Below are 14,533 nucleotides of genomic sequence, written 5' to 3'. Positions count from 1 at the left end.
CCGGCCATCTTTGGGTATCAGCCTGCCCAGTGGCTCTCGGGGAGCCGTATACGACGGCATATATCAAATACCTGGAGCGTCGTCTCCTCTGGGAGTATGTGAACACGTGGGGATGCTTGCCTCCATGCAATAGCATGTGAAGTCTTGGTAGACGGTTCAGGTAGCGACGGTATCGCGTCCTCACATGCCAGGTTTGCGACTAGTAACGAGATGAAGCCGTGCTAATCGCTGCGCATCGAAATCGATAGGCGGCTCTGTTCCGCGCTGCTGTCCGAAACGAGTCATAGGGCAGGACGATAAGGAAGGGCAATCAATAAACACCAACGTTAAAAAGACATCTCCAGTCACGCTCCTAGGCTACATATCCTTGCGCCTTTGCCTACAGCTACGCCAGAATCCGCCGGCTTGTGCGCCTTAGGGGCGGGTTCTATTGTGGTGCGGTCGCTGACGAATCAGCGATCGGGTTTCGCAGCCCGGGTCAATCAAGGCGCACAGCGCTCCAGTTCGTTGTCATTTTTGGCAGTGATGCTTTATGGCGGCTGTGCGCGGGATACCTTCGGGTATGCCGGGTTCCTTGATTCCCGGTCTGCGAACCTGCGTACAGCTGCCACCTCTCTTCGTTTCGCAGCGAAACGTGGCGGCTCCAATAATCAAGGAGCTTCACCATGATCAAACCAACACCCAACCCGCCCGAAACCGATCCCACGTCTCCCTACGAATCCCTCGATTCCAACAAACTCCACGAAGCCGCTGACCGTGCGCTCGATCATTACCTGTCGCCAAACAATCTCCTGCCTCAGCCACGCAAGGCGCGTGGGATGTATGCGGTGACTGCGGATACCAAGAATGAAGAATTGCTGGCTGATGCGAGTGAAACGCTTGCTTCGGCGAAGACGATTGCCCAGGACATTTCCAGTCTGTTGCCGGCGCCGCAGCGGCGGGCGTTGTTGGGGGTTGCGCAGTTGATCATGTTGGGGGAGCTGGCGGTAAATCGGGTGATGGATAATTTGGAGGTGGCGGGGTGATGTGATGTGCGGGGGCGCCAGATAGGCGATTTGTCGTGCTGGCGCCTTCGCGATCCTATCTCGCGGCCCCGTTACTCATCCCATCCGTGTTCTGCGTAGGACATCTGATCATGCTCGGGAAAGTCTGTCCGGTATTCACCCCAGTCCATGAAGGAATAGTATTTGGTCATCGCCTCGAAGTAACTGTCCGCTTCGACTGTCCAGATCAGCTGGGAGTTTGGTGAAAGTAGACTGCGCGCGTCATCACCGTGAATTCCCGCCAGGCAGAAAGTCTGACAACCATCAGGCTCCAACCAAAGTTCATGTTTCATGCTCATAGCTCGTTTTCCCCTGCTTTTATGGCGCTGATCTACGCCAGTGCAGCTTCGTCGACCGCAGCCATCGATTCCCTGCGCTTCGCAATTAGCTCAAGTTTGTCCGAACCCGAAAGATGTTTTCCCGGTGTAGGCAAGGCGGAAGCTGTGGCCTCGCACCAACGTGAATACAGAACGCTGGTACTGGCGAAATCTGCTAGTTGCGCCTTGCGCGCCAATGCCTGCTCGATCTGTTCAGCGATTACGGGATTGACTTTGGAGTAAGCAAACTGCGAAGACGGGTGATTAACAACTGCCACAGGTATACCGCCCGCTAGCGCGGTAACTCGACCTCTGTTTCGTTTGCTGAAGCAGACGATCAACTCTGGTGCCAGCACCTCCAAGACTTCAGTAAACGATTGCTTGCCTTTCTCCCAAGCTGCGGCCGATGGCGCTTTGCGGATGCCGGGTAAAAACTCTTGGATGAAGTTGTAGTAGGCAATGCTATGCCAAAAATCACTCCTATCTGCTTTGGAAAAGTGCTTCCTGGCATTCAGGATAGAAGCCATGATTTTGGTGAAATGTGCATGTTGCCGAAGCTTAGCTGTCGCTTGAGGGTGTTTCTGACCCAAGGCCAGGGCCTTCAATACCTCGGGTGTGGCTGTCGGGCGTTCATGTTCTTTGGCGCCATAGTGAGATTCGCAGACCACGAGAATGCGTAGACCGTGGATGCCGCGCTCGTAATGGGCGCCGACCCATGGTGCAAAACGGACTGTAGATTTGCTCATTGCCATCCTTAGTTTGTTTGCTCAGGCCAACACTTTTGGCTCAACCGTAATCACATCATTATTTTTGAATACTAGCGACCGGATTTTGAAGCCGGATTGGATACGGTCATGGGGCGCTGAAATTTGTGGAACCTGGCCGGCAAGGCTGGCGGTGGCACATGTGACCATTTCGGTGCCTGATACTGCGCATTCGCGAGCAGGCTCGCTCCCACAGGGGGATTTGTGTTTGTTGCGGGAGGGAAGATCAAAAGATCGCAGCCTTCGGCAGCTCCTACGGTGGGCGGGTCAGTAAGGTTTCCAACCTGGCCAATGGCGGGGCATCCTGGTTGCGGTCGAATACTTGAATTCCAACCTTGAGCAGTCGCCCATTCTCTGCGCTGGCGATCACCTGTTCACAGCGCAACATCAGTCGCCCTTGATCACACTCTGTGGACTTCACCCCATTCGGCAATCGACCTTCCAGCCGTAGCTCAGCCATCCGGCTCTGCGCGGCAATCATCGCCACCGACCGATCCCTTAAAACCCCACTGCTCTGCGTCATCAACCCCGCCACACGCACGGCGGCGGACATGGCGACGGCGATGATCGCCAGTGCCACAAGCACTTCAATTAGGGTGAATCCTTCCTCTCGCGTTCGCGCGCGCATACATGGCCCAAAAGCAAAACCCAGCCCTCGACGCTAACCCCCGTCCTTGACGGCTTGACGACGGAAACACCCGAGGTTTTTCAACATCCCTGACATATCTTCTTGCAACACTGCGCGTCGAAATCAGGTCAAGCCAGGGAATGTCGAGATGGATATCGCACCTTTGAAAACGCTCAGTCAGTCGCCGCGCATGCCGCGGAGCCAGCAGGGTTTTACCTTGATCGAGATCATGGTGGTGGTGGTGATTCTGGGGATTCTGGCGGCGATGGTGGTGCCCAAGGTGCTCGACCGGCCGGATCAGGCGCGGGCGACGGCGGCGAAGCAGGATATTGGTGGGTTGATGCAGGCGTTGAAGTTGTATCGCCTCGATCACGGCACGTATCCGAGCATGAATCAGGGGCTGAAGGTGTTGGTCGAGCGGCCGGCGGATGCGAAAAACAGCAACTGGCGTTCGTATCTGGAGCGTTTGCCGAATGACCCGTGGGGCCGGCCTTATCAGTACCTCAACCCGGGCGCGAATGGTGAGGTGGATATCTTTTCCCTCGGCGCCGATGGCCAGCCGGACGGCGATGGCGTGAATGCCGATATCGGTTCCTGGCAGTTGTAAGGCCGGCCGTGAACACAGGTTCGCTCAATGGGGCGAAGCAACGGGGCATGGCGATTATCAGCGCGTTGTTGATTGCCGCCGTGGTGGCGGTGATTGCGGCGGGGATGTTGACGCGCCAGAGCGTGGCGACCCGGGCGCTGGAGGCCGATCAGCAGCGGGTGCAGGGGCGTTGGGTCGCGCAGGGTGGTCTGGAGATCAGCCGGCAGTTGCTCTGGGATGCGCGCCTGCGTGATCCGTTGACCCGGCGTGATCAGCCTTGGGCGCAGCCGTTGCTGGCGGCGGGTTTTGCCGGGCGGCTGGAGGACGAGCAGGGCAAGTTCAACCTGCGCAATCTGGTGGCCAACGAGCGGATCGATGCGGCGCAGGTGCAGGCGTTTGGGCGTTTGTGCGAGCTGATTGGTGTGAGCGCCGTTGTCGGGCAGCGCATTCGTCAGCGGGTGATTGCCGGGTATCCGCATCTGCTGAATGCGCAGATTGGTGCGACGGGCAAAGCCGGTTTCGACAGCGGCCGCGCGACGTCGCCGGATGCCAATCACAAACCGCCACCGCCGAAGGTGCCGATGCTGCGCACGCTGGATGATTTGCGCAGCGTCGAAGGCTTGACCGATGCGCTGATCGGCCAACTGGCGCCGTACGTGACGGTGATTCCGGCGACGACGTGGATCAACGGCAATACCGCTACGGCGCAGGTGCTGGCGGCGTATGTGCCGGGGCTTTCGCTGGAGCGGGCGACGGCGTTGATTGCCGAGCGTGACGCCGGGCGCTGGTTTATCAATCGCGGCGATTTCGTGAACCGTTTGCGCATGCCGCAGCTGGAAATGAGCAGCGTCAAAGTTGGCATCACCAGTGACTGGTTTCGTTTGCGCGGTGAAGCGCGGCGTGATCAGCGCCGGGTCAGCCTCGACGCTTTGCTGCACCGCAGCGAGGATCGGCTGCCGCAGGTGATCTGGTCGCGGGTGGGCGCATGAGCCAGTTGCGCGTCGGGTTGCCGCCATTGGCGGAGCTGGAGTTGCACAGCGAAGTGAGTTGCGCCTGGCTGGATCGTCAGGGGCAGGTCAGTCGTGTGGAACGGCTTACGCTGAGTCAGTTGGGGCAACGGCCGAAGCAACCACCGCTGCTGTGCTTTCTGCATCCGGCCGACAGTCTGCTCGCCAGCATTGATCTGCCGCCGCTGCCCGCGAACAAAACGGCGGCCGCTGTGCAGTGTGCGGCACAGGCGTTGATGCTCGGCGACAGCAGCCAGATGCATATCGGCCACAGCCCTCGCGATGCGAGTGGGCAGGTGCAAATCGCCTGGGTCTCGCGGCAGCATTTGCAGCGTCTGGCTGCGGTGCTCAAGCAGGCGGGTTTGAGTTTGCGCGGTTTGTATCCGGCGCCGTATAGCCTGCCAGTGGCGCCCGGTGTTGTCGCTTGTGTGGCGGACGGGCATTTGCTCCGGCGCGAGAGTTTGAACAGTGCGCAGGTTGAGCCGTTGCTCGGTGACGAAGTTGATGAGGCATCGTTCGCAGCTGACGCGACACAACGCTGGATCGGACCATTGCCCGGTTGGGGTTTGCACGGTGGTCTGCAGCAAACCGGCGGCGAGCAGCGCGGTTGGGGTCGCGCTGTCGGGTGTGTGGCTTTGGCCGTGGCCGTTTGGGTGGTCGGCCTGAATCTGTACGCAACTCGCGAAGCGCGGCAGGGCCAGCAGCTCAAGGCGCAGATGAGCCAGCGGGTGAAGCAGGCCTTCCCCGAATTGCCGGTGATTCTCAACCCGCTGCAACAGGCGCGTCAGCAAATCGAGCAGCGGCAAAAAGGCGCGGTCGATGACCCGGCGCAGAACTTCAATCGGCTGGTGTTGCAGGCAGGCACCGGCATGCCGTTCATGGCCGGCAGTGTCGAGCGCCTGAGTTACCGCGACGGCGCCTTGCAGCTGGCGTTGCTCAGCGATGCAAACCGTGGCGGTAGCGACAAGGACTGGCAAAGCACCTTGGCCCAGGCCGGCATCAGCGTCACTGCCGATGACGCTGGCTGGACGCTGCGCCCGAGCGATGAATCCAGCGCAAACACCAACGAAGACGACGACAGCGGAGCAGACGATGAGTAGGGCGACGCTGGCGATTTACCGTGCGCGCTGGCAGCGCTTCAGCAGCCAGTTGCAGGCGCGTTGGCAGCCGTTGGCGCTGCGTGAGAAACGCATGGCCGGCGGCATGGCGCTGGTGCTTGTCGGTCTGCTGATCTGGCTGACTCTGGTCAAGCCGCCGTTGGCCACGATCACTTTTTGGCAGAGCGAAACGCCCAAGTTGCGCGCGCAAACCGAGGCGCTGGAAGTGCTGTTGCGCAGCGTCAACGTGCGGCCGCAGGGTCAAAGCGTTGGCCAGTCGCTGGAGCAAAGTCTGCAAGCGGCGGGGCTCGCCGGGCATTACCAATTACAAGCGGCGGAGGGCGGCGCGTGGCAGTTGAATGTCGACGCCGCGCCGGCCGATGCGCTGCTCGACTGGCTGCTCAGCCAGCCGTCACAACTTTCTCTGCAGGTGGTCGAGGCGCAGTTGCAACGCGCAAACGAAACCTCGACCGATGTCACCGCCGGCACATTGTCAGGCACCGTTCGCATGGATCAGGCGCAGGGCGCTAAGGAAGCTTCATGAAGGAGTCACGCTGCAAACCGGCACGTCTGGCGCTGCCGTTGTTGCTGATGGCATTGAGCGCGTGCAACAGCACCACGGCCCCGCAGAATCAGCCGCCGCTGTTGGTCGACAGCGAACTCGGGCGGCCGCTGGCCAACACCCAGCGCAGCGGCGATGCGGTGGCCGATCGCGAGCGGGCGCAGGCCCAGGCGCGACCGGTGCCCAAGCAGTTGCACAACATCAGTCAGCGTGGGCGCAGTGCTGGTGTTGCGCCGAGCAATGCGATCCCGCGCAATCCGTTGGGCGAGCAACCGGTGACGCTGAATTTTGTCGAGGCGGATATTCAGGCGGTGGTGCGTGCATTGTCGCGGGCCACCGGACAGCAGTTTCTCGTCGATCCACGGGTCAAGGGCAATCTGACCTTGGTCTCGGAAGGTCAGGTGCCGGCCCGTCAGGCCTACGACATGCTGCTCGCGGCGTTGCGCATGCAAGGCTTCAGCGTGGTCGATGTCGGCGGCGTGGCGCAGGTGGTTCCCGAGGCCGACGCCAAACTGCTCGGCGGGCCGATCTACAGCGCCGACAAACCGGCCGGCAACGGCATGCTCACGCGCACGTTTCGTCTGCAATACGAGAACGCGGTGAACCTGATCCCGGTGCTGCGCCCGATTGTCTCGCCGAACAATCCGATCAATGCCTACCCCGGCAACAACACCGTGGTCATCACCGATTACGCCGAGAACCTCACCCGCGTTGCGCAGTTGATCGAGAGCATCGACACGCCGAGCGCGATCGACACCGATGTGGTGCAGATCCAGAACGGCATCGCCGCCGATATCGCGCCGATGGTGGCCGACTTGCTCGACGCGCCGGGCAATGATCCGACGCAGAAAATCGCCGTGATTGGCGACCCACGTTCCAATACCATCATCATCCGCGCCGGCAGCCCCGAGCGCACCGAGCTGGCGCGCAACCTGATCTACAAACTCGACAACGCGCAGAGCAATCCGAGCAATCTGCACGTAGTTTATCTGCGCAACGCCCAAGCGGCGAAACTGGCGCAGGCCTTGCGCGGTTTGCTCACCGGCGAGAGTGACAGCGGCAGCAGCGACGCGGCGCGGTCGGTACTCAGCGCGATGGGCAGCAGCACCGGCGGCAATGCCGGGCAGAACGGCCAGAGCAGCACGCCGAGCACTGGCACTTCAACGACGACTGGCAGCGGCGCAAGCGGCGGCAGCTATGCGCAGGGCAGTGGTGGCGGCAGCAGCAGTGGCGGTACGCAGAGCAGCGAACAGAACGTTGCCTTCAGCGCCGGCGGGGTGACGATTCAGGCCGATGCCACCACCAACACGCTGCTGATTTCCGCGCCGGAACCGCTGTATCGCAATCTGCGTGAGGTTATCGATTTGCTGGATCAGCGCCGTGCGCAGGTGGTGATCGAGAGCCTGATCGTCGAGGTTGGCGAGGACGATGCCAGCGAATTCGGTGTGCAATGGCAGACCGGCAATCTTGGCGGCAAGGGCGTGATCGGTGGCGCCAATCTGGGTGGCGCGGGTCTCAATACGGGAGCGAAGAACAGCATCGACGTACTGCCGCAGGGTTTGAACCTCGGCTACGTCAACGGCACCGTCGACATTCGCGGCATCGGCAAGATTCTCGACCTGAAAGTGCTGGCCCGAGCGTTGAAGAGCAAGGGCGGCACCAACGTGCTGTCGACACCGAACCTGCTGACCCTGGACAACGAAGCGGCGAGCATTTTTGTCGGCCAGACCATCCCGTTTGTCAGCGGCAGCTACGTCACCGGCGGCGGGGGCACCAGCAACAACCCGTTCCAGACCGTGACCCGCGAAGAGGTCGGCCTCAAGCTCAACGTGCGCCCGCAGATTTCCGAGGGCGGCACGGTGAAGCTGGATATCTATCAGGAAGTCAGCAGCATCGATGAGCGCGCGTCCAACAGCGTGACCGCGGCGGGCATCGTCACCAACAAACGGGCGATCGACACCAGCATTCTGCTCGACGATGGGCAGATCATGGTCCTCGGCGGATTGCTTCAGGACGGCTACAGCCAGAGCAATGATGCGGTGCCGTGGCTGGGCAGCCTACCGGGCATCGGCGCGCTGTTTCGCAACGAACGCCGGGCGATCACCAAGACCAACCTCATGGTGTTCCTGCGCCCGTACATCATCCGCGACAGCGAAGCGGGGCGCAGCATCACCCTCAACCGCTACGACTTCATGCGCCGCGCCCAGGGCGGCTTGCAACCGGAACGCAGCTGGGCGATGCCCGACATGCAGGCGCCGCAATTGCCGAGCGCTGCGCAAGGCGTGCCAGCGCCGGGGGCGGGGCCGGGGCCGACATCAGGCCCACGCGCCACGATCAAAGCCGTACCTATTGAAGGGAGCACCCGGTTTTGACTGAGATGATGACTGTGGTAAGGGGATTTATCCCCGCTCGGCTGCGCAGCAGTCGTAAAACCGGTATACGGGATTTGCCTGTAGAAACCGGTTCTCAAGGTTTGGGTCTGCTGCGCAGCCCAACGGGGATAAATCCCCTCGCCACAGGGGATCGCATTGCCACAAGGGCTCCCATTGCCACGGTACCGATTGAAGGGAGCACCCGGTTTTGACTGAGAGGATGACGGTGGCGAGGGGATTCATCCCCGCTCGGCTGCGCAGCAGTCGTAAAACCGGTGCTCGCGATTTGTCTGTAGAAACCGGTTCTCAAGGTTTGGGTCTGCTGCGCAGCCCAACGGGGATAAATCCCCTCGCCACAGGAGGGCTCATTGCCCCAGAGGATTTCATTGCCCCAGAGGATCCCATTGCCACAAGGGATCCCATTGCCACGGTTTCGATTGAAGGGAGCACCCGGTTTTGACTGAGAGGATGACGGTGGCGAGGGGATTTATCCCCGCTCGGCTGCGCAGCAGTCGTAAACCGGGCACACGCGATTTGCCTGGAGAAACCGATTCTCAAGGTTTGGGTCTGCTGCGCAGCCCAACGGGGATAAATCCCCTCGCCACAGGGGATCGCATTGCCCCAGAGGATCCCATTGCCACAAGGGATCCCATTGCCACGGTACCGATTGAAGGGAGCACCCGGTTTTGACTGAGATGATGACTGTGGTGAGGGGATTTATCCCCGCTCGGCTGCGCAGCAGTCGTGAAACCGGCACACGCGATTTGCCTGGAGAAACTGGTTCTCAGGTTTTGGGTCTGCTTCGCAGCCCAACGGGGATAAATCCCCTCGCCACAGGGGGGCTCATTGCCCCAGAGGATCCCATTGCCACGGTACCGATCGAAGGGAGCACCCGGTTTTGACTGAGAGGATGACGGTGGCGAGGGGATTTATCCCCGCTCGGCTGCGCGGCAGTCGTAACACCGGTACACGCGATTTGCCTGTAGAAACTGGTTTTCAAGGTTTGGGTCTGCTTCGCAGCCCAACGGGGATAAATCCCCTCGCCACAGGGAATCGCATTGCCCCAGAGAATCTAATTGCCACAGAAGATCGCATTGTCACTGAGGATCCCATTGCCACGGTACCGATCGAAGGGAGCACCCGGTTTTGACTGAGATGATGACTGTGGCGAGGGGATTCATCCCCGCTCGGCTGCGCAGCAGTCGTAAAACCGGTACACGCGATTTGCCTGGAGAAACCGATTCTCAAGGTTTGGGTCTGCTTCGCAGTCCAACGGGGATAAATCCCCTCGCCACAGGGGATCTCATTGCCACTGAGGATCGCATTGCCTCAGAGGCTCCCATTGCCACGGCACCGATTGAAGGGAGCACCCGGTTTTGACTGAGATGATGACTGTGGTGAGGGGATTTATCCCCGCTCGGCTGCGCAGCAGTCGTAAAACCGGTACACGCGATTTGCCTGGAGAAACTGGTTCTCAAGGTTTGGGTCTGCTGCGCAGCCCAACGGGGATAAATCCCCTCGCCACAGGGGATCGCATTGCCTCAGAGGATCGCATTGCCCCAGAGAATCTCATTGCCACAGAGGATCCCATTGCCACGGTATCGATTGAAGGGAGCACCCAGTTTTGACTGGAATGATGACTGTGGCGAGGGGATTCATCCCCGCTCGGCTGCGCAGCAGTCGTAAAACCGGTACACGCGATTTGCCTGGAGAAACTGGTTCTCAGGTTTTGGGTCTGCTTCGCAGCCCAACGGGGATAAATCCCCTCGCCACAGAGGTTCCCATTGCCACAGGGGATCTCATTGCCACAAGGGATCCCATTACCACGGTGGATTCTGGGGAGGGTGGGCGATGAGTGTGTTGCCGTATGCCTGGGCCAAGGCGCAGCGGATTCTTTTGCGCGATGGCGTGTTGACGGTGTGCCCATCGACGCCCGGCTGGTCGATCAGCGAAGTGCGTCGGCAGTTCGGCGCGACGCAGGTCGAGCGGGTGCGTGATGACGAGCTCGACGGGCTGCTCGCCAGCGCTTACGCCGATACCGGCAGTGCGGCGGCGGTGGTCGGCGCCGCTGAAAACGAAGTCGACCTCGATCGGCTGATGCAGGACATGCCGGAAATCACCGACCTGCTCGACACCCAGGACGGCGCGCCGGTGATTCGCATGATCAACGCCTTGCTCACCCAGGCCGCGCGCGATGAGGCCAGCGACATTCATATCGAACCGTTCGAAACCCATTCGGTGGTGCGCTACCGCGTCGACGGCACTCTGCGCGACGTGGTCTCGCCGCGCAAGGCGTTGCACGGTGCGCTGGTGTCGCGGATCAAGATCATGGCTCAGCTCGACATCGCCGAAAAACGCTTGCCGCAGGACGGTCGCATTGCCTTGCGCGTAGCGGGGCGGCCGATCGATATTCGTGTGTCGACGGTGCCCACCGGCCACGGCGAGCGCGTGGTGATGCGCCTGCTCGACAAACAGGCCGGGCGCTTGCATCTGGAAACCTTGGGCATGGATGCGCAGGTGTTGGCCAAACTCGACCATTTGATTCGCCAGCCCCACGGCATCGTGCTGGTCACCGGGCCGACCGGCAGCGGCAAAACCACCAGCCTCTACGCGGCGCTGGCGCGGCTGGATGCGAGCACCAGCAACATCCTCACCGTGGAAGATCCGGTGGAATACGATTTGCCGGGGATCAGCCAGATTCAGGTCAACGCCAAGATCGACATGACCTTTGCCCTCGCGCTGCGGGCGATTCTGCGGCAAGACCCGGACATCATCATGATCGGCGAGATCCGCGATCTCGAGACCGCGCAAATCGCCGTGCAGGCCTCGCTCACCGGGCATCTGGTGCTGGCGACGCTGCACACCAACGACGCGGTGTCGGCGGTCAATCGCCTGATCGATATGGGCGTTGAGCCGTTCTTGCTCGCGTCATCCATGCTCGGCGTGCTTGCGCAGCGCCTGGTGCGACGCCTGTGCAATCAGTGCAAACAGGAAGACCCGGCGACGCCCGGCACCTGGCGTCCGGTCGGTTGCGCGGCGTGCAATCACACCGGTTACAGCGGCCGCACCGGCATCCACGAATTGTTCTGCATCGACGACAACATCCGCACGCTGATTCACCAAGGAGCAGGGGAGCAGGCCCTGCGCGCGGCGGCGTCGAAAGCGGGGATGTTCAGCCTGCGTGAGGACGGTGAGCGCTGGATTCGCAGCGGTGCCACCGCGCCGGAAGAAATCCTTCGTGTGACACGGGACGCCTGATGAATCGCTATCGCTTTGAAGCGGCGGATGCCACCGGGAAAATCGAGTCCGGGCACCTTGAGGCGGACAGCCAGAGCGCGGCGTTCAGTGCCTTGCGCGGGCGTGGCCTGACGGCGCTGTCGGTGCACGAGGAAAGCAACGTCGCCCGACACGGCGGCGGTTTGTTCAGCGCCAGACTCTCCGACAACGACCTCGCCTGGGCCACGCGGCAACTGGCGAGCCTGCTCGGCGCCAGTCTTCCGCTCGAAGCAGCGCTGAGCGCCACGGTCGAGCAGGCCGAGAAAAAGCACATCGCCCAGACCCTTAGCGCCGTGCGCGCCGATGTGCGCAGCGGCATGCGTCTGGCGGAATCGCTGGCGTCGCGGCCACGGGATTTTCCCGAGATTTACCGCGCGCTGATTGCCGCTGGCGAAGAGTCCGGCGATCTGGCGCAGGTGATGGAACGGCTGGCCGATTACATCGAGGAACGCAACAACCTGCGCGGCAAGATTCTTACCGCGTTCATCTATCCGGGCGTGGTCGGGCTGGTGTCGATCGGCATTGTGATTTTCCTGCTCAGCTACGTGGTACCGCAGGTGGTCAGCGCGTTTTCTCAGGCGCGGCAGGATTTGCCCGGGTTGACCCTGGCGATGCTCACCGCCAGTGATTTCATTCGCGCCTGGGGCTGGTTGTGTGCGGCGCTGATGGCCGGGGCGTTCTGGAGCTGGCGTCTGTATTTGCGCAATCCGGCGGCGCGCTTGAGCTGGCATCACCGGGTTCTGAAGTTGCCGCTGTTCGGGCGTTTCATTCTCGGCCTGAACACCGCGCGATTCGCCTCGACCCTGGCAATTCTCGGCGGCGCCGGGGTGCCGTTGTTGCGTGCGCTGGAAGCAGCGCGGCAGACCTTGTCCAACGACCGCTTGAGCCTGAGCGTCAGCGAGGCCACGGCAAAGGTGCGCGAAGGCGTCAACCTCGCCGCCGCGCTGCGGGTGGAGAATGTGTTTCCGCCGGTGCTGATTCACCTGATCGCCAGCGGCGAGAAAACCGGTTCGCTGCCACCGATGCTCGAGCGCGCGGCGCAGACGCTTTCCCGGGACATTGAACGACGGGCGATGGGCATGACCGCGCTGCTCGAGCCGCTGATGATTGTGGTGATGGGCGGGGTGGTTCTGGTGATTGTGATGGCGGTGTTGTTGCCGATTATTGAGATCAATCAGTTGGTGCAGTAGCTGGGTTTGAGTTTGGCCGGGCCGGCCTCTTCGCGAGCAGGCTCGCTCCCACAGGAGGAACGCATTTCAACTGTGGGAGCGAGCCTGCTCGCGAAAGCGCCAGTCCCGACAACACAAAACTCAAATATTTTACACCGGCCTGACCCTCACCCGAGTCCCGATCCGCCATCCTCGGGTTCTCCATTCTGTCATCTGCAACCACCCGCCAACGGCTCCAGCCCGATTCAGCCAAACCCCCGATCTAGACGCGCCGCAACCCACCGCAAACACCCGAGAAATCCGCACCAAAATCCCCGCGCAGCTCCCGAGGTTTTTTCCTTTATCTGTCACCGGAAGCTGCGAATTTCTCCCTGCGGCTCCACTGCGGTGGACCCTCCCGGTGTCATGCAAGCCTTCCGAAACCTGTGTTCCAAACCAAGTTGAAAAGGAGATTCTTCATGTTCAAGCGCACTCTGATCGCCGCCTCACTGACCGTCGCCGCTCTGGCTTCTGCCCAGGCCATGGCCGTAACCGGTGGTGGCGCCTCGCTGCCTGCCGCGCTGTACAAAGGTTCTGCCAACAGCATCCTGCCAGCCAACTTCAGCTACGCCGTGACCGGTAGCGGCGTCGGCAAAAGCGCTTTCCTGACCAACAACGCTGCCCAGTTCAGCACCACCGGCACTGTGCACTTCGCCGCTAGCGACTCGATCCTCAGCGCTTCGGAACTCAGCACCTACACCACCAACTTCGGTGCTTCGTACGGCCCGCTGATCCAGCTACCATCGGTGGCCACTTCGGTTGCCATTCCGTACAAAAAATCCGGTCAGACCGCGCTCAACCTGACCAGCGCTCAACTGTGCGATGCGCTGTCGGGCACCGCCACCACTTGGGGCGCTCTGCTGGGTAACGCCGACAGCACGCCGATCCGTGTGGTTTACCGCAGCGTGTCCAGTGGCACCACTGAGATCCTCAGTCGCCACCTGAACGCCGTTTGCCCAGGCAAATTCGCCGTCAACTCCACCTTCACCAACGCTCGTCTGCCGGCCGGTTCCGCGCTGCCATCGACTTGGGTCGGCGTAGCCAACACCGCTGATGTGGCCACTGCGGTGAACGCCGTGGACGGTTCGATCGGCTATGTGGGTCCGGACGGCGTGAACGCCACCAGCAACGCTGTGGTTGCCCGCGTCAATGGCGTCCAGCCAACCAACGCTAACGTGACGCTGGCGCTGAGCACTGCACCGGTGCCAAGCGCACCTGCCAACCCGGCTGGCTGGGCCCCGGTCGTGCCTAACCCGGCAAGCGGTTACCCGATTGTGGCTTACACCAACTTCATCTTCGGCCAGTGCTACAAAGATGCAGCCGTGGCCACTGCCGTGCGCAACTTCCTGACCACCCACTACAGCAACCCGGGCAACAACGTCGCCACCGTCGCCCACAGCTTCACGCCGGTTCCCAACAACTGGAAAACCGCTGTGACCGCCAACTTCATCACCAACACCTCGGGCAATAACCTGGACATCAACAACGCCAACGCCTGCAACGGCATTGGTCGTCCTTTGTAAGCCTTGTCTCAACTGCAATGAAACGGCAGCAGCCTTCGGGCTGCTGTTTTTTTTTGCCGATTTACTCCTCGAACATGAAGTTTGTGTGACATCCGTTCGGTCGTGAGGCTCGCCAACTGCCTATGTCGTAACAGCAGGGCTGATCCGACC

At 61.2% G+C, this 14,533-nt stretch carries 12 protein-coding genes; 9 read left to right on the top strand and 3 right to left on the bottom strand.

Annotation, left to right across the window (positions count from 1 at the left end; genetic code table 11):
- The first annotated feature begins 665 nt into the window (after nucleotides 1-665).
- Nucleotides 666-1,025, top strand: coding sequence for a DUF6124 family protein (locus J2Y39_RS07445; protein WP_130901123.1), 360 nt, complete (start codon nucleotides 666-668; stop codon nucleotides 1,023-1,025).
- Nucleotides 1,026-1,096: 71 nt separating this feature from the next.
- Here the strand turns inward: J2Y39_RS07445 and J2Y39_RS07440 are convergent, their stop codons facing one another.
- The 3 genes from J2Y39_RS07440 to gspI all read right to left on the bottom strand — a co-directional run bounded on the left by J2Y39_RS07440 (nucleotide 1,097) and on the right by gspI (nucleotide 2,752).
- The gene (locus J2Y39_RS07440; protein ID WP_130901124.1) at nucleotides 1,097-1,336 is read right to left on the bottom strand and encodes a hypothetical protein; all 240 of its coding nucleotides are present in this window, start codon (nucleotides 1,334-1,336) and stop codon (nucleotides 1,097-1,099) included.
- A 38-nt stretch (nucleotides 1,337-1,374) separates the two neighbouring features.
- On the bottom strand, nucleotides 1,375-2,106 hold the full coding sequence (locus J2Y39_RS07435) for a hypothetical protein (protein ID WP_310216359.1): 732 nt from the start codon (nucleotides 2,104-2,106) through the stop codon (nucleotides 1,375-1,377).
- A 271-nt stretch (nucleotides 2,107-2,377) separates the two neighbouring features.
- Nucleotides 2,378-2,752: a type II secretion system minor pseudopilin GspI gene (gspI, locus tag J2Y39_RS07430; protein WP_310216356.1), complete on the bottom strand. Its 375-nt coding sequence runs from the start codon at nucleotides 2,750-2,752 to the stop codon at nucleotides 2,378-2,380.
- Between the two features lie 148 nt (nucleotides 2,753-2,900).
- Here gspI and gspG point away from each other — a divergent pair, with 148 nt between their 5' ends.
- The 8 genes from gspG (at nucleotide 2,901) to J2Y39_RS07390 (ending at nucleotide 14,383) form a co-directional block, all read left to right on the top strand.
- A complete protein-coding gene (gspG, locus tag J2Y39_RS07425) occupies nucleotides 2,901-3,359 on the top strand; it encodes a type II secretion system major pseudopilin GspG (RefSeq protein ID WP_042606813.1) in 459 nt (152 codons plus the stop codon).
- A 47-nt stretch (nucleotides 3,360-3,406) separates the two neighbouring features.
- Nucleotides 3,407-4,327: a type II secretion system minor pseudopilin GspK gene (gene gspK / locus J2Y39_RS07420; RefSeq protein ID WP_310216353.1), complete on the top strand. Its 921-nt coding sequence runs from the start codon at nucleotides 3,407-3,409 to the stop codon at nucleotides 4,325-4,327.
- A complete protein-coding gene (gene gspL, locus J2Y39_RS07415; protein WP_310216351.1) occupies nucleotides 4,324-5,445 on the top strand; it encodes a type II secretion system protein GspL in 1,122 nt (373 codons plus the stop codon). Before gspK ends, gspL begins: the two co-directional genes overlap by 4 nt.
- Nucleotides 5,438-5,986 (top strand): type II secretion system protein GspM, encoded by a 549-nt coding sequence (gspM, locus tag J2Y39_RS07410; RefSeq protein WP_122659978.1) that lies wholly within the window; start codon nucleotides 5,438-5,440, stop codon nucleotides 5,984-5,986. The genes gspL and gspM overlap by 8 nt, the downstream gene beginning before the upstream one ends.
- Nucleotides 5,983-8,376, top strand: coding sequence for a type II secretion system secretin GspD (gspD, locus tag J2Y39_RS07405; protein ID WP_310216345.1), 2,394 nt, complete (start codon nucleotides 5,983-5,985; stop codon nucleotides 8,374-8,376). Before gspM ends, gspD begins: the two co-directional genes overlap by 4 nt.
- A gap of 1,851 nt (nucleotides 8,377-10,227) precedes the next feature.
- Nucleotides 10,228-11,634 carry a type II secretion system ATPase GspE gene (gene gspE / locus J2Y39_RS07400; protein WP_252876416.1) on the top strand — a complete coding sequence of 469 codons (1,407 nt, stop codon included), beginning with the start codon at nucleotides 10,228-10,230 and terminating at the stop codon, nucleotides 11,632-11,634.
- Nucleotides 11,634-12,842, top strand: coding sequence for a type II secretion system inner membrane protein GspF (gspF, locus tag J2Y39_RS07395; protein WP_217848986.1), 1,209 nt, complete (start codon nucleotides 11,634-11,636; stop codon nucleotides 12,840-12,842). The genes gspE and gspF overlap by 1 nt, the downstream gene beginning before the upstream one ends.
- Nucleotides 12,843-13,279: 437 nt before the next feature.
- A complete protein-coding gene (locus J2Y39_RS07390; protein ID WP_095180160.1) occupies nucleotides 13,280-14,383 on the top strand; it encodes a substrate-binding domain-containing protein in 1,104 nt (367 codons plus the stop codon).
- Nucleotides 14,384-14,533: the final 150 nt, after the last annotated feature.

It is taken from the genome of Pseudomonas sp. 2957 (genome assembly GCF_031456345.1).
In the GTDB taxonomy this organism is placed as follows: domain Bacteria; phylum Pseudomonadota; class Gammaproteobacteria; order Pseudomonadales; family Pseudomonadaceae; genus Aquipseudomonas; species Aquipseudomonas siliginis.
Note: the sequence above shows the minus strand (reverse complement) of the source record. Positions and strands in the feature narration are given on the sequence as shown.